We start from the raw sequence: 18438 nt of genomic DNA on the forward strand, positions 1-18438 counted from the left end.
TGTTTATACATCTGATTATTTTATTTATAGCCCACTAATATAACTACCATAAGGATCTTTAAACTGAATACCTTCCGTAAAACGATATTTACTTAATTTATTAAATTGAACTAATCCCCAAAGCACAAACTCTTTTACTATATAGTGTTCATTCTCGTTTAAACCTGACTGATATGTATTGATTAAATCTTCTAATGGTGTAATAGCATCTAAGGTTGCTTTATATGTTTCTTCATCTAAATCGTCTAACAATTCAAAACCATCAGAGTTATTAAAGAACCAAGACACAATATCATCATAAGGAGATTCTTCATCTTGTTTTACTAATTTTTCAATCTTCGGAAAAAACTTAGGGAATAATGTTTGTATGGCATCACCAATTAAATTAAAAGCAACTACAGAAGCACCTTCTTGTTCACCTTCGTAAACCAATTCTACTTTTCCTGTAATTGCAGGAATAATACCTACAAAATCACTTAATCTTATTGTCGTTTTATCATCACCAGAAATTAATGCTCTACGTTCTGCTGTACTTACTAAGTTCTCTAAAGCCGAAATTCCTAAACGTGCACTTACACCACTTTTCGCATCGATATATTCACTGTCTCTAGCTTCAAAAACAATTTGTTCTAAAATATCTTTTACTAATTCAGGAATGGCAACACTTTCTGTTTGATGTGCATTTAACTTCGCTTCTTGGGCTGTTATTTTTTTAGCCGTTTCAATATCCATTGGATAATGCGTAATAATTTGCGATCCAATTCTATCTTTTAACGGCGTTACAATACTACCACGGTTTGTGTAATCTTCTGGGTTTGCAGTAAACACAAACTGAATATCTAAAGGCAGTCTCAACTTAAAACCACGAATTTGAATATCACCTTCTTGAAGAATATTAAAAAGTGCCACTTGAATTCTGGCTTGTAAATCTGGTAATTCGTTAATTACAAAAATACATCGGTTTGCCCTAGGAATCATCCCATAATGTATTACACGATCGTCTGCATAACTCAGTTTTAAATGCGCAGCTTTAATGGGGTCTACATCTCCTATAAGATCGGCTACTGTTACATCTGGAGTCGCTAATTTTTCTGCAAAACGTTCTTTTTTTGGCAACCAAGTAATTGGCGTATCATCTCCTTTTTCTGCAATTAATTCTGTTGCAAATCTAGAAATAGGTTGTAACGGATCATCATTAATTTCAGAACCTTCTACAACGGGAATATAATCGTCTAACAAATTTACCATTAAACGTGCTAAACGTGTTTTTGCTTGTCCGCGTAATCCAAGTAAATTAATATTATGTCTAGATAAAATGGCGCGTTCTAACTCTGGAATTACAGTGTTTTCGTAACCATAAACGCCTTCAAATGTAACTTCGCTATGCTTTAATCTTTTAATTAAATTATCTCGTAATTCATCTTTTATAGACTTACTCTTATATCCTGAAGCTTTTAAAGCGCCTAATGTTTTTATATTTTCAATTTTCATATCTGCTTGTTTTTTAAAAAGTAATTAGAGATTCAAAAAATAATTTATTACTTTATCTTGTTTCTCTTTATTTTAATGGTTTACCCTTTAATTCGTTTTTTTCTATTGGTTTCATAATCTTCAAAAATCATTTCTCCCAGACCTTTTAATCCTGTGTAAAATGCTTTCCCTTGATTTGCTTTTGTAAATTCGCGTACAAACTGAGTTAGATAGGGATCTTTTGCAATCATAAATGTGGTAATTGGAATGTGTAATCGCCTTGCCTGTTGTGCAGAATCGTAGCATTTATTTACAATAAATTCGTCTAAGCCCATACTATTTTTATAATACTGTCCGTCTGGCATACGCAAGCAACTTGGTTTACCGTCTGTAATCATGAAAATTTGTTTATTGGTATGTCGTTTTCTTCGTAACACATCCATAGCCAACTGCAATCCAGCTACTGTATTTGTATGATAGGGCCCTACTTTTAAATATGGTAAATCTTTAATCTCGATAAGCCAAGCATCGTTTCCGAAAACTAGAATATCTAACGTGTCTTTTGGATAGCGCGTCGTAATTAATTCGGCTAAAGCCATGGCTACTTTTTTAGCGGGTGTAATACGGTCTTCGCCATAGAGAATCATACTATGACTAATATCTATCATGAGTACTGTACTCATTTGTGATTTATGAAGTGTTTCTTCGACCACCAAATCATCTTCGGTAAGATTAAAATTTCCTATACCATGATTAATTTGTGCGTTTTTTAAGCTTTCTGTAATCGATACTTTATCTAAAGCATCTCCAAATTGATAGCTTCTAAATTCTCCAGTATGCTCATCTCCTGTTCCCAGAGATTTACTTTTATGGCCTCCAGAACCGTTTCGTTTTAGTTTACCAAAAATATTGTTTAAAGCTTGTTGCCTGATAGCACGCTCTGTTTTTGCAGTAATTTTTGTTCCGCCGCTACCATCTTCATCAATTTCGTCTTTTATATACCCTTTCTTTTTAAGATCTTCAATAAAATCGTCTATAGTATATTCTGCGGTTGTTAACTTATATTCTTTATCTAGGTCACGCAGCCAACTTATGGCTTCGTCAAAATCTCCAGAAGTATGTGTAATTAGTTCTTTAAATATTTCAAAAAGGGTATCGAATGGCGATTTATTTTCCGCCTCAAAAACCTGAAATACAAAGCCTTTTTTGTGAATGTTCTTTTTCATAGCGTTATAAAAATAGTAATTAAAGAGATAAATCTTTGCGCTTTCACATAACTTTATAACTAAAAAAAAGTTGAATAGCATTTTACAACCATTCAACTTTATCTTTTTAAAAAATTAGGACAAATTATAATTACTCCATCAATTCCAATTCTTCGTATTTCATTATTTCAATTTTCTTTCCTGAAGTTTTAATTAAACCTTCTTTTTTAAACTGAGATAGCGTTCTAATTACAGATTCTGTTGCTGTACCTACAATACTTGCAAAATCGTCTCGAGATAAAGTTACCTTTAAATGTTTACTTTCATCTACACCAAAATTATCATATAAATACAAAATAATTTCTGCTAAACGTTTTCTAACAGATTTCTGAGCCATATTTACAATAGTAATCTCTGCTTCTTTTAAATCTGTAGCCATACGCTTTAAGACGCTAAAAGAGAATTCGCTATTTTTTAATAAATCTTGTAAAATCTCCTGTTTCGGAATAAAACAAACGTCCATATCATTTAACGCTGTTGCTGTTAAATTAGCTGTTTGGTTAATAATTACGGAACGCTGCCCAAGAAGTTCTCCTTTTATAACGAGTTTAACAACTTGATCTTTACCTTTCTCTGTTAATTTAGTTAATTTACAAACCCCCGAACCTATACAATACACACCATTAAGCATATCTCCTTCTTTAAAAATAACTTCGCCTTTTTTAATTTGCTTAGTTACCTTACAACTAGAAATATTTTTAATCTCTTCTCCCTTCAACATTTTTAAAGCACTAAGCTTCCTCACCATGCATTGTTCGCAATCACTCATCCTTAAAAAATTTAATTAGTAACAAAAGTAGTGAAACCATGACAAATATCATATTTTTGTAAGCCCCTATTTTAAACCTTTGGACAATAAAAAAGATGAGTGAAATTTCGGAAAACAAGATATGCTACCATTGCGGTAATAGCTGTGACGATACTGAGATTATCTTCGACGAAAAGTCTTTTTGCTGTAATGGTTGTAAAACGGTTTATGAAATTTTTTCTGAAAGCAATCTTACTGCATACTACGATCTTCAAAAATCCCCTGGAGCCATCCCTAAAATTAATGAAGGGAAGTTCGATTTTTTAAAAGATGCTCAGATTCTAGAAAAACTTTTAGAGTTTAATGATGAATCTATACAGATTGCTACGTTGTATATTCCGCATATTCACTGTAGTTCTTGTATTTGGATTTTAGAAAATTTACATAAATTAAATCCAGAAATTACAAGCTCTCAAGTTAATTTTAATAAAAAAACAGTTCGTATAACGTACCAATCTGAAACGACTTCTTTAAAAGATGTCGTACTGCTTTTAAGCACCATTGGTTATGAACCTTATATTAGTTTAGATGATTATAGTGACGGTAAAAAGCATATAAACCGTTCTATGATTTACAAATTAGGAATTGCCGGATTTGCTTTTGGAAATGTTATGTTTCTATCGTTCCCGGAATATTTTGAAGTTAATGAGTTTTGGCTAAACCAATATAAGCCCGTTTTTAGGTGGCTTATGTTTGCCTTTTCGCTTCCTGTAGTATTTTATGCCGCCCAAGATTATTTTATTTCGGCTTTTAAAGGCCTACGTGCAAAAATATTGAATATAGATGTTCCCATAACCATAGGTATTCTTGTGCTATTTATTAGAAGCACCATAGAAATTACATTAGATATGGGACAAGGATTCTTTGATAGTTTAACAGGACTTGTTTTCTTTTTATTGTTAGGAAAATTTTTTCAGCAAAAAACATATTCTTTTTTATCCTTCGAGCGCGATTACAAATCGTACTTTCCTATTGCTGTAACTAAAATTGTATCTGAAACCGAAGAAATTCCAATACAAATTTACGATATTAAAAAAGGAGACCGTTTACTTATTCGTAATGAAGAATTAATTCCTGTAGATGGTATTTTAATTAACGGACATGCCTCTATTGATTATAGTTTTGTAACAGGAGAATCTGAAGCCATCGAAAAAAATTCTGGAGACAAATTATTTGCTGGAGGAAAACAAACGTCCGGAAGCATAGAAATGGAAGCTTTAAAAGAAGTAAAACAAAGCTACCTCACACAACTTTGGAGTCACGATATCTTCAACAAAAACAAAGAGGAAGCTTTTGTAAATTTAACAAATACCATAAGTAAACGATTTACAGTTTCTATTTTAAGCATTGCAGTACTTTCTACCATATTTTGGTTGTTTTACGATTCTAGTAAAGCTATGAATGTGTTTACTGCCGTTCTTATTATTGCTTGTCCTTGTGCCTTAGCTTTAGCTGCTCCTTTTACCTTTGGAAATATGCTACGTATTTTTGGAAAGCATAAATTCTATTTAAAAAACGCAAGTGTTATTGAACAATTAGCGACTATAAACACTATTATTTTTGATAAAACAGGAACAATTACATCTAATAAAAAAAGTACCGCAACTTATGATGGTGTTCCGTTAACAACAGCTGAAGAACGTTTGCTAAAAAACACACTTCGAGGGTCTAACCACCCGTTAAGCAGAACACTTTACGATATTTTAAAAGCAAATGATATTGTGACATTAGATTCTTTTGAAGAACATATCGGGCAAGGTGTACAAGCATCATTACGAGAAAATAATATAAAAGTAGGATCTGCTAATTTTGTTGGTAAAACAGAATTAATAAAATCGTTACAAACTAGCGTACACATAAGTAGTAATAATGATTACAAGGGAAAATTTACATTTTACAATAGCTACAGAACCGGACTTTCTAAACTTTTTAATGAATTAAAAAAACATTACGATTTAGCTATTCTTTCAGGAGATAACGAAGGCGAACTTAATAACTTAAAAAAGATACTTCCTACAAAAACAAAATTGCTATTTAATCAAAAACCTCAGGACAAATTAGAGTACATAAAATACCATCAAACAGAAGGCGCTAAAGTATTAATGCTTGGAGATGGATTAAACGATTCTGGAGCTTTAGCACAAAGCGAAGTAGGAATTGCCTTGTCTGAAAACATAAATATATTCTCTCCTGCTTGTGACGGTATAATGGATGCCTCTGTTTTCCGTAAATTAGAACAATTCTTAATAGCATCAAAAACAGCAATAAGGATAATAAAATGGAGTTTTATACTATCTTTATTATACAACATAATAGGGCTCTACTTTGCTATAACAGGGCAACTTGCGCCGGTTATCGCTGCCATATTAATGCCTTTAAGTTCTATTAGTATTGTGGTATTTACAACCATTGCTTCTAACTGGGCTGGGAGAAAATTAGTTTAGATAATTAAAACATGATAAAAGTCATATTTTGAATACAAGAACCCATTTACATTTACCAATTAATTAAACAGCAATGAGTGTTATTTATATATTACTAGGAGTTAGTGTAATTGTAGCGTTAGTGTTTTTTATTGCATTTATTTTTGCTGTAAAAAGCGGACAATACGACGATAGCTACACGCCCTCTGTACGCATGCTGTTTGAAGATGAATTAATTAAAGAAGAAACAACCAAAAAGAAAACCATACTAACAAAAAAGAATAATTAACTCTCACTATGGAAATACAACAATTCTACTACGATAATAAAATCGTTAAAAAATTCATTTATGCAACCATTTTTTGGGGTGTAATTGGAATGGCTGTAGGTCTGCTATTAGCCTACTTCTTCCTATTCCCTAACCTAACCGAAGGTATCTCTTGGTTAAGTTTTGGTCGATTAAGACCTTTACATACCAATGCTGTTATTTTTGCTTTTGTTGGTAATGCCATATTTGCAGGTGTTTATTATTCCTCGCAGCGTCTTCTTAAAGCCAGAATGGCAAGTGATGTATTAAGTAATATTAACTTTTGGGGTTGGCAACTTATTATTGTGTCTGCCGCAATTACACTTCCTTTAGGATATACATCTACTAAAGAATATGCAGAATTAGAATGGCCTATAGATATTGCTATTGCAGTAGTTTGGGTTATTTTTGGATGGAATTTAATTGCAACACTTTTAAAACGTAGACAACGTCACTTATATGTAGCTATTTGGTTTTACTTAGCAACCTTTGTTACCGTAGCTGTACTACATATTTTTAATAGTTTAGCTTTACCAGTAAGTTTCTTAAAAAGTTACTCTGTTTACGCAGGTGTGCAAGATGCCTTAGTACAATGGTGGTACGGACACAATGCCGTAGCATTCTTTTTAACAACACCTTTCTTAGGATTAATGTACTACTTTGTTCCTAAAGCAGCGAACAGACCAGTATATTCTTATAAATTATCTATTGTTCACTTTTGGTCTTTAATCTTTATTTATATCTGGGCTGGACCTCACCATTTATTATACTCTGCATTACCAGAATGGGCACAAAACTTAGGTGTTGCCTTTTCAATCATGTTATTAATGCCGTCTTGGGGTGGTATGATAAACGGATTATTAACTTTAAGAGGTGCATGGGACAAAGTAAGAACAGACCCTGTTTTAAAATTCATGGTTGTAGCGATTACCGGATATGGTATGGCTACTTTTGAAGGACCACTTTTATCTCTTAAAAGTGTAAATGCTGTTGGTCACTTTACCGATTGGATTATTGCTCACGTTCACGTTGGTGCATTAGCATGGAACGGATTCTTAACCTTTGGTATGATTTATTGGTTAGTTCCAAGATTATTTAAAACAAAATTATACTCTATAAAACTAGCAAACATACACTTCTGGATAGGTACTTTAGGTATTGTAATGTATGCGCTTCCTTTATATGTTGCTGGATTTTTACAAGCAAGTATGTGGAAACAATTTAATCCAGATGGTACACTTGTTTACGGTAACTTCCTAGAAACAGTAACAGAAATTATCCCTATGTATGCCATGCGTGCTGTAGGTGGTACTTTATACTTAACAGGTTTACTTGTATTGGTATATAACATAATTGTAACGATAAAACATGGATCTGCTGTAACAGACGAATTAGCAGAAGCACCTGCATTAGAGCGTGTTTCTAAAAGACGTGTAGCAGGAGAAGGTTTCCATACTTGGTTAGAACGTAAACCAATTCAATTAACAATTTTAGCAACTATCGCAATTTTAATTGGAGGTATAATTCAAATTGTACCTACTATAATGATTAAATCTAACATCCCAACAATAAGTAGTGTAAAACCTTATTCACCATTAGAGCTTGAAGGTCGTGATATTTACATAAGAGAAGGTTGTGTGAGTTGTCACTCGCAAATGATTAGACCTTTTAGAAGTGAGGTAGAACGTTACGGAGAATACTCTAAAGCAGGAGAATATGTATACGATCACCCATTCCTTTGGGGAAGTAAACGTACTGGTCCAGATTTACACCGTATTGGAGGTAAATATTCAGATAACTGGCACTTAAACCATATGTACGATCCACAAAGTACATCAAGTGGTTCTATCATGCCTTCTTATAAATGGATTGTTAGAGATAAATTAGATAAATCTGAAACAGAGAAAAAAATGAAAGTTATGGTCGCTTTAGGCGTACCTTATTCTGAAGAAGAAATAGCTAATGCACAACAAAGTATGCTAGAACAAGGAACTACTATTGAGAAAAACTTATATAGTGATCCTGATTTTGCTGAAACGTACGAAAACGACAAAAAATCGGCTGCAGAAAGTGGTAGTGATTTTGTTGAAATGAAAAATCGTGAAATAGTAGCTCTTATTGCTTACTTACAACGATTAGGAACAGACATTAAAGTAAAAGAAGTAGAATAAATAAATTATTTAATCATGTTAAGCTTCGTAAAAAATTATATGGATAGTATTGCGGGTATAGAAATATACCCAATACTGTCATTACTAATATTCTTCGGATTTTTTGTTGTCCTATTTTGGTGGGTTCTTACCGCTAAAAAAGAATACATAGACTCTGTAAGCGATCTTCCTTTAGACAAAGATAACCACCACCAAAACGAAACCACATTATGAGAAAACACATTCCATCATACATTAGAGTACCCGTCCTATTCTTTTTAATAGCGGGATTAGTTGAATACTTTGTAGATTCAGGAAACGAGCCTGCTTTTATAAAATACCCAATAGTATTGGTGTTTTTAATTTTGGTTTTAGTTGTAATTATGTCTATTGAAGGTATTGTAAGTGCCTTAGACAATATATTATTCCAAAGTTTAGATGAAGAAGGAAAAGCAAGATACATTGCAAATAGAGACAAGACGCCTAAATTTATTCAATGGCTAAAAGACACTTATATTAAGTCGTTAGGACAAAAACCGCTGACTCAGGAAAGTGAAATTATTTTAGACCATGATTACGATGGTATTCACGAATTAGACAATTCACTTCCGCCATGGTGGAAATATGCATTTATTATGTCTATTATATTTGCTATAGGTTACCTTTTTAAATATGAAGTTTTTAATGGTGATAACCAAATAGATGAATATAACACAGAACTTGCAGATGCAAAAATTGCAATTGAAGAATACAAAAGAACAGCTAAAGATTTAGTTGATGTAAATACCGTAACCTTATTAACCGATGCTTCAGACATTAATGCTGGTAAAGCAACGTTTCAAGCAAACTGTGTTGCCTGTCACATGGCAGATGGTGGAGGTGGTATTGGACCAAACCTTACCGATGATCACTGGATTTTAGGAGGAGGTATTAAAAATGTATTCCATACTGTTAGCGAAGGAGGACGAGACGGAAAAGGAATGATTGCTTGGAAACAAAGTTTAAAACCAGCACAAATAGCACAAGTTGCTAGTTATGTTTTAAGCTTACAAGGCACAACTCCTGCAAAACCAAAAGATCCACAAGGTGACATTATTTGGGTAGCAGAAGAAATTGCTGAATAAATAACAAATAAAATTTTACATAACCACATAAAATAATGGAAACGCCAAAGCAAGAAGTATTTCGAGATACTATTGGTACAATAACTGAAGACGGAAAACGTGCATGGGTACATCCTAAAAAACCTAGTGGTAAGTATTACGATAAGCGTAAATTAGTTAGTTATTTTTTATTAATCATTTTAATTGCATCTCCGTTTATAAAAATTAACGGTAATCAATTTTTAATGTTTAATGTATTAGAACGTCGTTTTAATATTTTTGGATTTCCATTCTGGCCACAAGATTTTAAACTCTTTGTAGTGTCGCTTTTAATTGGTGTGGTATTTATAACACTATTTACGGTCGCTTTTGGTCGTATCTTTTGTGGTTGGATTTGTCCGCAAACTATTTTTATGGAAATGGTTTTCAGACGTATAGAATACTGGATAGACGGAGACCGTGGTAAACAATTACGTTTAGAACGTCAATCTTGGGATGCAGAAAAAATAAGAAAACGCCTTTTAAAATGGTTTTTATTTATTTTAATTTCATTCTTTATCGCCAATGTATTTCTAGCCTATTTAATTGGAGGAGACGAGGTTTTATCTTACATAAAAGAAGGCCCAGCAAATCATATTGGAACATTAATACCACTAGCCATTTTTACCGCTGTTTTCTACTTTATTTTTACTTGGTTTAGAGAACAAGTATGTATTATAGCTTGTCCTTACGGAAGACTTCAAGGTGTTTTATTAGACGATAAATCTATTATTGTTGCCTACGACCACAAACGTGGTGAAGGTGAAAATGGAAGAAAAAAATTCCGTAAAAACGAAGACCGTGAAGCACTTGGTAACGGAGACTGTATAGACTGTAAACAATGTGTTAACGTCTGCCCTACCGGAATAGATATTAGAAACGGTACACAATTAGAATGTATTAACTGTACAGCTTGTATAGACGAATGCGATACTATTATGGATAGTGTTGGATTACCTAAAGGCTTAATTAGATATGCTAGTGAAGACGAAATTGAAAAGAAAGAAAAATTTAAATTCAATACGCGTTTAAAAGCTTATACTGCAGTTTTAGTTGTTTTGTTACTTGTTTGGGGCGCAATGCTATTTACAAGAAACGATTTAGAAGCTACAGTTTTAAGACTTCCTGGACAACTATACGAACACAAAGAAAATAACGTTATTAGTAATGTGTTTACCTATAAATTGATAAACAAGACTAATGATGATATTGAAGATGTTACTTTTAAATTAGTTGGTTATCCTGGAGAATTAAAACTAGTCTCTGCAACAGATAATTTTGTTGTACCTGGACAAGGTTTAGCAGAAGGTACATTGTTTATCGAGATTAAACAATCCGACTTAAAAGGAGATAAAAATAAATTAAAATTAGAGGTTTATAGTCACGATAAATTAATCGAAACGACAACCGTTAGCTTTTTAGGACCTAGAAGCTATAAATAATACTTAAAGCATATAATGTTATGAGAATAAATTGGGGAACAGGAATTGTTATTGCTTTTGGTTGTTTTATTACATTCATCTTATATTTAGTAATAAATATGATGACCGATAAAGAATACCACCACGATATGGTAGTAGACGATTATTATAAGAAGGAGCTCACACTTCAAAGTGATATTAATAAAGAAGAAAATGCTTTAAAATTAGATAAGAATGTAACTTGGTCGCATACAGATAATGGTATTCTTATACAGTTTCCAAACGCTATGAATGTATCTGAAATTAGCGGAACAGTATCTTTATACAGACCTTCTAATAAAACTCTAGATTTTGATTTACCAATAACCCTAAGCAATCACACCTTATTAATTCCAAAAGATAAATTGGTTAATGGGCGCTGGGATTTAACTATAGATTGGAAAAATAACGATACCAGTTATCTTTATAAGAAATCTCTAGTATACTAAAATGCTTATTTCAGCCTTTATATTTGGCCTATTAGGAAGTTTTCATTGCGTAGGTATGTGCGGTCCTATTGCATTTATGCTTCCTGTAGACAGAACTAATTCACTTAAAAAATTTAGTCAGATATTTACGTATCACTTTGGACGACTTCTAGCCTATAGTATTATTGGGCTTGTTTTTGGTTTTCTAGGTAAAGGTTTATATGTATTTGGACTTCAGCAAAAACTTTCAATAATTATAGGTGTTTTACTAATTGTTATTGTACTTCTCCCCTATAAAACGTTCAGTAAATACAATTTTTCTAAACCTATATTCAAAATTATTTCAAAAGTAAAAAAAGGAATGGGTGTTGCACTTCAAAAAAAAACAGCAGACACCTTTCTTACTATTGGCTTTTTAAATGGATTTTTACCTTGCGGATTGGTCTATATGGCCGTATTATCTTCTATTGCAACTGCACACCCGTTACAAGGTAGTTTGTATATGTTTTTGTTTGGGTTAGGAACTATTCCGCTCATGACAACAGCTATATATTTTGGAAACATGCTAAGCAGTTTAGCAAAAAAACGTGTACAGAAATTAATTCCCGTTTTTGTTATTATAATAGGTATTCTATTTATTATTAGAGGACTTGGTTTAGGTATTCCTTATATGTCTCCTAAAATGAATACAGACAAAGTAGAAAGCACCATGGAATGTGCAGAATAAAAAAAGGGACCTATTTTAACATGTAAAATAACTCCCTTCTTAAACTAAAAATTAACTAACAAACTTTTTAATTCTATTTTATAACCAACCAAAATTATAATAGAATTGTTTTGAAAAAAAACTAACTAACTATTTATTACTGTAAATGTAAGCGCTTACTAAGTGCTACACAAACTTGTGTTTCAACTTTACACTTTATTTAACATCAACTGTTAAAGCTTTCTAAACTAAAAAACAAAACACTACTGTTTAACTAAATTTTTTAACATTTCTATAAGGTAAAACATGGTTTCATTCTAACCCTAAAGTCTAATTTTGCATTACCTTTGACTAGGATTTGAATTTTATTAAATATTCTGTAATTTAGAAATTCGAAATAATAACAAAAAATATCTATCATGAAAAGAGTAACAATTCTTATGGCTGTATTTGCATTAGCTTTAACTACAAGCTGTAAATCAGACAAAAAAGAAACACCTACAACAGAAACAGTAGCTCCGGTTGAAAAAACAGAACAATTTGTAATTAAACCAGAAGGTACAACTGTAAACTGGACAGCTTATAAAACAACTGCTAAAACGCCCGTATCTGGTGTTTTTACAACTTTAAATTTCGATGCGCATTCTGGTGCCTCTGTACAAGAAGCATTAAACGGAGTATCATTTTCTATTCCTGTAAGCAGTATTTTCTCTAAAGACTCTTTAAGAGATACTAAATTGCAAAAATTCTTTTTTAATGTTATGGCAGACACAGAGTTCTTAAAAGGAACTTTAAAAACGACATCTCCAACAGAAGCTATTGCTACAATAACTATGAATGGAGAAACTCACGACTTACCTCTAGCATACACAGTTACAGAAGACAGACGTGTTTCTCTTACCGGTGTTATGCAATTAAAAGAATGGAATGCTCTAGATGCTTTAGGTACATTACACGAAGCTTGTAAAGTTTTACATACTGGTGCAGATGGCGTAAGTAAAACATGGGATGAAGTAGGAATTAAAATGGACACGTATTTAAGAGAACAATAAAATCTATTTTATCTTTATAAATATAAAAAGCTGCACTATGCAGCTTTTTTTTTGTCGAAAAATTTAACTACTTTCAGCCATTACAAACAACTATATGCAGTTAGACACCCTTATTGAACAATTTAAGAAAAAAGACGAGAAAGCTTTTGAAACATTATACAATATGTACTCCAAAAACATTCATGGCGTTATTTTTAATATTGTTAGAGATCAAGATATTGCTGAAGAAATTATGCAAGACGTTTTTATTAAAGCGTGGCATAAAGCAGACACCTATTCTACAGATAAAGGACGTTTTTTTACTTGGATTTTAAATATTGCACGCAACGCTGCTATAGACAAAACCAGGTCTAAATCTTTTAAGAATAAAAAGCAAAACCTTGATGCTCAATTTTTCGTAGATATATTAGAGCATGGAGATAGCTTAAACGATAAAACCGATGCCATTGGTATTGGAAAGTTTGTAAGTAAACTGGCAAAGAAATGTATTGATGTTATAGAATTACTATACTTTAAAGGATATACACAAAAAGAAGCCTCAGAAACTCTAGACATGCCTATAGGGACAATTAAAACTAGAAATAGAAATTGTATTAACGAATTACGCAATATAGTACTTAACTAATATGGATATAAATAACTACATAAATTCTGGTGTTTTAGAATTGTACGTTGCAGGTGCGCTTTCTGATGAAGAAAACAAAGAAGTGTACGACGTTATGCAAAAACATCCTGAAGTTTTAAATGAAGTCTTACAAATTGAAGCTGCAATATTAAAACTTACAGAAGCCACAGCACCAAAAAATACGGTTTTAGACTTTAATAAGATTACAGAAAAAATTAGTACTAAAACAGAAAAAGAAACCAAGGTTGTAAAACTGAAAGCCGAAAAACTTAGAAGCAGTTGGTTATCTTTTACAGGTTGGGCTGCCGCCGTTATATTGGGAGCTGGACTACTATGGTCTATACAAGAAAACTCAGAATTACAATCTAAAATTAGTGTTTCACAAATAGATAACGAATTTCTAGAACAACAAATAGAAATCGCCGACTCTGATTTAAAACAAGCAAAAAGTTTAATCACTATTTTAAGAGATAAAGACCTATTAGCCATTCCGCTTGGCGGACAAACAGTTGCCCCAGAAGCTTATGCAAAAGTATATTGGGACAAGTCTGAAAACAGTATTTACCTAGATGTACAAGGCTTACCGGAACCTCCAGAAGGCAAAGTATACCAAGTATGGTCTTTAACTTTAAACCCTTTAACACCTACAAGTTTAGGAACTTTAGATGATTTCACATCAGACGATAGTAAGATTTTTGCTATGAAAAATGCAAATGCATCTGAAGCCTTTGGAATTACATTAGAGCCTGCTGGCGGAAGCACCTCTCCTACTCTAGAACAACTTTACACCTTAGGTACCGTAGCATCTGTGTCTTAAAAAAAACAGAGCTTCCAATATATATAATAACAGCCCAGAACAAGATTAAAACGCTTTATTCTGGGCTGTTTTTTTGTTGTATTACATTATTCCCTTCAAATTAATTAAAACCAGAACAACTAATTAATTCGTTTTTACAACTACATATTAGTTATTTTTTTTAAGTTAACACCCTTAAATTTCAGTATAATATGTAAATTGTATATACACTACAAACTTTAGTTTATCCGGATGTTGGCAACAAGCTGAAGAAACATTCGAATGAAAAACAAAATACTGATTTTACTATTAACTTTATCGTCAATAATTGGCTTTGGACAAAATGAAAATGTTCTTTACGTAGTTGATTCAATCCCAATTATCGAAGAACCAAAAGAAGGTTTTGGAACTTTAACAGAAAACCAAATTGATAATGTTGTTGTCGTAAAAGACAAAAAAGTAATGGAATCGTCTGGTTACAAAGATTTGGACGGAATTATTTATGTTTTCACAAAGGAATATGTAAAAAGGCCTGATAGTATTAAAGCAATTCCGACAACCAAATTAATGACCAAAAAAAATGGTGCTTGGTATCTAAGAAATAGTTCATCAGCATATTCAGGAAAATTTATGGACTATTACCTAATTGGTAAAAAACAAGGAGAAGGAATTCTATTTAACGGAAAATTAAAAGGCAAACGTATTCTCTACCACACAAACGGAAATATATCGGACGAAATTGAATACGAGAATGGAATTTCAAACGGACTTGAAAAAAGATTTTACGAAGATGGAACCTTAATGCAAAAAGGGAGTTTTAAGAACGGAAAAGAAATTGGAGTTTGGGAAATGTATCATCCAAATGGACAATTAAAACAGAGAACTACATTTAACGAAAATGGAAAAATGGATGGAGAATCTGTTTCTTATTATTCAACAGGAAATAAAAAAGGAAAAAACATATATAAAAATGGAGTTTATCAAAAAGACAAAATAAACAATAAGCTTTTCAAACTTTACAACGAATCACAAGAATTGTACAAACAAGTAAACCATAAAGGAGCAATAAAAAAACTAGATAAAGCTTTAGAATTAGACTCAAATTGGGCAGAAGGATATTTTGCAAGAGGAACTATGAAATTAAATAATTTTCAATTTGACGAGGCTATTATTGACTTTAACAAAACCCTCGAAATTGAGCCTTATTTTACCAATGCATATTCCAATCGAGCTTTTGCAATTTTAAGAAAATACGAGCTGGGAAATAGTCGAACTTTATCAAAATCAAAAGACATCGAAATAATCGCTTCAAAAGAAATTGACATTCCAGAATCGGAATTGACTAAAATTTGTGCAGATTTTAAAAAAGCTGTCTCGCTTGGAGATGATAATTGGATGGTTTTAGAAGCATTATAAAAACATTGTAAAGAATAAAGCCAGTTGCCAACAAAGTACTGTGGTAAAAAACAAGTAAAAACTCATTAATTTTCTACTAAAACACTTCTATAATTATTATCATAGGTTAATCCTGATTTCGCTATGGCAAAAGCCTGTTTTAGAAGCTTATTACACACGGCTATTAATGCTAATTTTTTACTCTTTCCTTTTGCAACTAATCGGTCGTATATTGCTTTGCAAGCATAGTTATACTTACAGGCATTAAAACTGCACATAAATAATAAATTCCGAAGCTTTTGATTACCTATTTTACTGATTCGAGGGAGTCCTTTTACACTACTTCCACTTTGTCGTATTACAGGGGTTAATCCGGCATAACTGCATAATTCACTACCACTTGTAAAACGATCAAATCCATCCGTTAAAACCACCAACATTAGAGATGTTTTTGGACCAATTCCTGGAATAGTTTTTAAGCGTGTTAAAACACCTTGATGTACTTCTTTTACTAAAACTAACAATTTATCTTCTATCATTTTCATCTCTTTCTGAACCTGTTTCATGTTACGTTTTAAAGAACTTACAACAACTTTACTTGGATGCCCTAAAACAGCTTCTCCATGTAATTTATTTTTCAACATAGTGCTCTGCTTTGTATACACAGAAAGGAGTCTGGTCATCTGAAGGCATTCTAATTGATGCTTTGAATTTCCTTTCCAAAGCTTTAATTCTACATGTTTGGCATACTCACAAATCAACTTAGAGTCACTTTTATCTGTCTTGATTTTTGACAACTTCATTTGTATAAAACGTTTTACTGCTAATGGGTTCTCTACGGAAACCTTAACGCCTTCTTCTTGTAAATAATAGGCTAATTGGTAATGATAATAACCTGTGGCTTCCATGACACAATGACTATTAGCATCTAACAGTTTTAAGAACTTTTTAAAGCCCATAGGGTTGTTTTTAAACTGGTAATATTTCCCTTCAGAATCCGTAACATCAAAAACTAAATGACTGATGTCAATTCCAAAATATTTAATATCTTTATTCATAACAATATAGTATTTGAAAGTACTAGCTACGCGAGTTTCAACGACTTAAAATCGAGGTCTTAAAGCCTCATAGAACTGTACGAAATCTGTGTAGAAAAAGAGAGGGGATTTTCAATGTTGACGAGATCTATAGTCTCTGCGTATATAATAACCTTATTCCTCTCTTTTGTGCTTTCTCTTTTATAGGTTTAAATTAGTCTTTTTTATTATAATGCTAACTTAAGAAGTACTGTGGTAAAAACAAGTAAAAAGGCATTAATTTTCCACTAAAACACTTCTATAATTATTATCATAGGTTAATCCTGATTTAGCTATGGCAAAAGCCTGTTTTAGTAAGGGTATTACACACGGCTATTAATGCTAATTTTTTACGCTTTCCTTTGGCAACTAATCGGTCGTATATTGCTTTGCAAGCATAGTTATACTTACAAGCATTAAAACTGCACATAAATAATAAATTCCGAAGCTTTTGATTACCTATTTTACTAATAAAACACTAAAAACTAAATTATTAGAAAATGAAATAATAACAGTAGTTTAGAAAAATAACATTCTTAAAATTACTTTTTATTAGCATGATAGGTATCTTAAATTTACAATTAAGTCTATTATAATTATCTTTACAAAAAAAACAGTAAACCATGAGCATGCTCCACCTAAAACTAGAAACAGATCCTCGCTGGGTTACTATCGTAGAAAGTAATATTGAAGAAATACTTACCGATCACGCTTGGTGTGAGCAAAAAGCAGCTACAAATGCCATTACAATTATTACAAATAATAGTGAACACCAAGAGCTTGTTACTGCATTATTAGAGCTCGCTAAGGAAGAGTTAGAACACTTTCAAATGGTACACAATATCATTAAAAAACGAGGTTACACTTTAGGTCGAGAGCGTAAAGACCACTATGTTAACCAACTTTATAAATTCATGAATAAAGGAGGTAATAGGCAGCAAATTTTTGTAGATCGTTTATTGTTTTCGGCAATGATAGAAGCACGAAGTTGTGAACGCTTCAAATTATTATCTGAACGCATTAAAGACGAAGAATTATCTAAATTTTATCACGATTTAATGATTAGTGAAGCAGGACATTACACCACATTTATCACATTTGCAAGACAATATGGAAAAGGAATTGATGTTGATAAACGCTGGCAAGAACTCGTTTCTTTTGAAGGTGAATTAATAAAAAGTTACGGTAAAAATGAAACCATACACGGCTAAACTCATTCATATTAAAATAAATAACACACAAAAAGAGCTGTAAAAAACACAATTAGTCTATACAGAGAAATCAGATTACAGTTATCTTTAGATTATAAAACACCAAATATGGTTTATCAATTAT

At 32.1% G+C, this 18438-nt stretch carries 17 protein-coding genes and 1 pseudogene; 13 read left to right on the forward strand and 5 right to left on the reverse strand.

Features of this window, described 5'->3' with window-relative positions; genetic code table 11:
* Nucleotides 1–24: 24 nt before the first annotated feature.
* From GQR95_RS14430 to GQR95_RS14440, 3 genes are all read right to left on the reverse strand, one after another.
* Complete coding sequence (locus tag GQR95_RS14430) at nucleotides 25–1491, reverse strand: sigma 54-interacting transcriptional regulator (protein ID WP_159023818.1); 1467 nt, start codon at nucleotides 1489–1491, stop codon at nucleotides 25–27.
* 80 nt (nucleotides 1492–1571) lie between these two features.
* Nucleotides 1572–2696, reverse strand: coding sequence for a VWA domain-containing protein (locus GQR95_RS14435; protein ID WP_159023819.1), 1125 nt, complete (start codon nucleotides 2694–2696; stop codon nucleotides 1572–1574).
* Nucleotides 2697–2826: 130 nt separating this feature from the next.
* Nucleotides 2827–3504, reverse strand: coding sequence for a Crp/Fnr family transcriptional regulator (locus tag GQR95_RS14440; RefSeq protein WP_159023820.1), 678 nt, complete (start codon nucleotides 3502–3504; stop codon nucleotides 2827–2829).
* 95 nt (nucleotides 3505–3599) lie between these two features.
* Between GQR95_RS14440 and GQR95_RS14445 the strand changes: the two genes are divergently transcribed.
* From GQR95_RS14445 to GQR95_RS14500, 12 genes are all read left to right on the forward strand, one after another.
* Nucleotides 3600–5987 (forward strand): heavy metal translocating P-type ATPase metal-binding domain-containing protein, encoded by a 2388-nt coding sequence (locus GQR95_RS14445; RefSeq protein ID WP_159023821.1) that lies wholly within the window; start codon nucleotides 3600–3602, stop codon nucleotides 5985–5987.
* Nucleotides 5988–6060: 73 nt separating this feature from the next.
* Entirely contained in the window at nucleotides 6061–6255 is a 195-nt protein-coding gene (gene ccoS / locus GQR95_RS14450) for a cbb3-type cytochrome oxidase assembly protein CcoS (RefSeq protein ID WP_159023822.1), read from the forward strand.
* A gap of 8 nt (nucleotides 6256–6263) precedes the next feature.
* A complete protein-coding gene (gene ccoN / locus GQR95_RS14455; RefSeq protein ID WP_159023823.1) occupies nucleotides 6264–8444 on the forward strand; it encodes a cytochrome-c oxidase, cbb3-type subunit I in 2181 nt (726 codons plus the stop codon).
* 15 nt (nucleotides 8445–8459) lie between these two features.
* Nucleotides 8460–8657, forward strand: coding sequence for a CcoQ/FixQ family Cbb3-type cytochrome c oxidase assembly chaperone (locus tag GQR95_RS14460; protein WP_159023824.1), 198 nt, complete (start codon nucleotides 8460–8462; stop codon nucleotides 8655–8657).
* The gene (locus tag GQR95_RS14465; protein ID WP_159023825.1) at nucleotides 8654–9547 is read left to right on the forward strand and encodes a cbb3-type cytochrome c oxidase N-terminal domain-containing protein; all 894 of its coding nucleotides are present in this window, start codon (nucleotides 8654–8656) and stop codon (nucleotides 9545–9547) included. Before GQR95_RS14460 ends, GQR95_RS14465 begins: the two co-directional genes overlap by 4 nt.
* Nucleotides 9548–9582: 35 nt before the next feature.
* Nucleotides 9583–11007, forward strand: coding sequence for a cytochrome c oxidase accessory protein CcoG (gene ccoG, locus GQR95_RS14470; protein ID WP_159023826.1), 1425 nt, complete (start codon nucleotides 9583–9585; stop codon nucleotides 11005–11007).
* A 20-nt stretch (nucleotides 11008–11027) separates the two neighbouring features.
* A complete protein-coding gene (locus tag GQR95_RS14475; protein ID WP_159023827.1) occupies nucleotides 11028–11474 on the forward strand; it encodes a FixH family protein in 447 nt (148 codons plus the stop codon).
* A gap of 1 nt (nucleotide 11475) precedes the next feature.
* Complete coding sequence (locus tag GQR95_RS14480) at nucleotides 11476–12180, forward strand: sulfite exporter TauE/SafE family protein (RefSeq protein WP_159023828.1); 705 nt, start codon at nucleotides 11476–11478, stop codon at nucleotides 12178–12180.
* 398 nt (nucleotides 12181–12578) lie between these two features.
* Nucleotides 12579–13211, forward strand: coding sequence for a YceI family protein (locus GQR95_RS14485; RefSeq protein ID WP_159023829.1), 633 nt, complete (start codon nucleotides 12579–12581; stop codon nucleotides 13209–13211).
* Nucleotides 13212–13305: 94 nt separating this feature from the next.
* The gene (locus GQR95_RS14490) at nucleotides 13306–13836 is read left to right on the forward strand and encodes an RNA polymerase sigma factor (RefSeq protein WP_159023830.1); all 531 of its coding nucleotides are present in this window, start codon (nucleotides 13306–13308) and stop codon (nucleotides 13834–13836) included.
* Between the two features lies 1 nt (nucleotide 13837).
* Nucleotides 13838–14653 carry an anti-sigma factor domain-containing protein gene (locus tag GQR95_RS14495; protein ID WP_159023831.1) on the forward strand — a complete coding sequence of 272 codons (816 nt, stop codon included), beginning with the start codon at nucleotides 13838–13840 and terminating at the stop codon, nucleotides 14651–14653.
* Between the two features lie 261 nt (nucleotides 14654–14914).
* A complete protein-coding gene (locus GQR95_RS14500; protein ID WP_159023832.1) occupies nucleotides 14915–16048 on the forward strand; it encodes a hypothetical protein in 1134 nt (377 codons plus the stop codon).
* A gap of 65 nt (nucleotides 16049–16113) precedes the next feature.
* Here GQR95_RS14500 and GQR95_RS14505 read toward each other — a convergent pair whose 3' ends face one another.
* Both GQR95_RS14505 and GQR95_RS16880 read right to left on the reverse strand, forming a co-directional pair.
* Nucleotides 16114–17085: an IS110 family transposase gene (locus GQR95_RS14505; RefSeq protein ID WP_159023833.1), complete on the reverse strand. Its 972-nt coding sequence runs from the start codon at nucleotides 17083–17085 to the stop codon at nucleotides 16114–16116.
* A 255-nt stretch (nucleotides 17086–17340) separates the two neighbouring features.
* Nucleotides 17341–17575: pseudogene (locus GQR95_RS16880) on the reverse strand (IS110 family transposase); the annotation flags it as partial.
* A gap of 157 nt (nucleotides 17576–17732) precedes the next feature.
* Between GQR95_RS16880 and GQR95_RS14510 the strand changes: the two are divergent.
* Nucleotides 17733–18314, forward strand: a complete 582-nt coding sequence (locus GQR95_RS14510; RefSeq protein WP_159024336.1) for a tRNA-(ms[2]io[6]A)-hydroxylase — start codon at nucleotides 17733–17735, stop codon at nucleotides 18312–18314.
* Nucleotides 18315–18438 lie beyond the last annotated feature (124 nt).

Source organism: Formosa sp. L2A11 (genome assembly GCF_009796865.1).
Lineage (GTDB): Bacteria > Bacteroidota > Bacteroidia > Flavobacteriales > Flavobacteriaceae > Formosa.

Excerpts from the sequence above, each read along its gene's own strand:
- GQR95_RS14465 (WP_159023825.1), top strand. The coding sequence starts at position 8,654 with ATGAGAAAACACATTCCATCATACATTAGAGTACCCGTCCTATTCTTT.
- GQR95_RS14430 (WP_159023818.1), bottom strand. The coding sequence starts at position 1,491 with ATGAAAATTGAAAATATAAAAACATTAGGCGCTTTAAAAGCTTCAGGA.
- ccoN (WP_159023823.1), top strand. The coding sequence starts at position 6,264 with ATGGAAATACAACAATTCTACTACGATAATAAAATCGTTAAAAAATTC.
- GQR95_RS14510 (WP_159024336.1), top strand. The coding sequence starts at position 17,733 with ATGCTCCACCTAAAACTAGAAACAGATCCTCGCTGGGTTACTATCGTA.
- GQR95_RS14445 (WP_159023821.1), top strand. The coding sequence starts at position 3,600 with ATGAGTGAAATTTCGGAAAACAAGATATGCTACCATTGCGGTAATAGC.
- GQR95_RS14485 (WP_159023829.1), top strand. The coding sequence starts at position 12,579 with ATGAAAAGAGTAACAATTCTTATGGCTGTATTTGCATTAGCTTTAACT.
- ccoS (WP_159023822.1), top strand. The coding sequence starts at position 6,061 with ATGAGTGTTATTTATATATTACTAGGAGTTAGTGTAATTGTAGCGTTA.
- GQR95_RS14490 (WP_159023830.1), top strand. The coding sequence starts at position 13,306 with ATGCAGTTAGACACCCTTATTGAACAATTTAAGAAAAAAGACGAGAAA.
- GQR95_RS14505 (WP_159023833.1), bottom strand. The coding sequence starts at position 17,085 with ATGAATAAAGATATTAAATATTTTGGAATTGACATCAGTCATTTAGTT.
- GQR95_RS14500 (WP_159023832.1), top strand. The coding sequence starts at position 14,915 with ATGAAAAACAAAATACTGATTTTACTATTAACTTTATCGTCAATAATT.
- GQR95_RS14440 (WP_159023820.1), bottom strand. The coding sequence starts at position 3,504 with ATGAGTGATTGCGAACAATGCATGGTGAGGAAGCTTAGTGCTTTAAAA.
- ccoG (WP_159023826.1), top strand. The coding sequence starts at position 9,583 with ATGGAAACGCCAAAGCAAGAAGTATTTCGAGATACTATTGGTACAATA.
- GQR95_RS14435 (WP_159023819.1), bottom strand. The coding sequence starts at position 2,696 with ATGAAAAAGAACATTCACAAAAAAGGCTTTGTATTTCAGGTTTTTGAG.
- GQR95_RS14480 (WP_159023828.1), top strand. The coding sequence starts at position 11,476 with ATGCTTATTTCAGCCTTTATATTTGGCCTATTAGGAAGTTTTCATTGC.
- GQR95_RS14495 (WP_159023831.1), top strand. The coding sequence starts at position 13,838 with ATGGATATAAATAACTACATAAATTCTGGTGTTTTAGAATTGTACGTT.
- GQR95_RS14460 (WP_159023824.1), top strand. The coding sequence starts at position 8,460 with ATGTTAAGCTTCGTAAAAAATTATATGGATAGTATTGCGGGTATAGAA.
- GQR95_RS14475 (WP_159023827.1), top strand. The coding sequence starts at position 11,028 with ATGAGAATAAATTGGGGAACAGGAATTGTTATTGCTTTTGGTTGTTTT.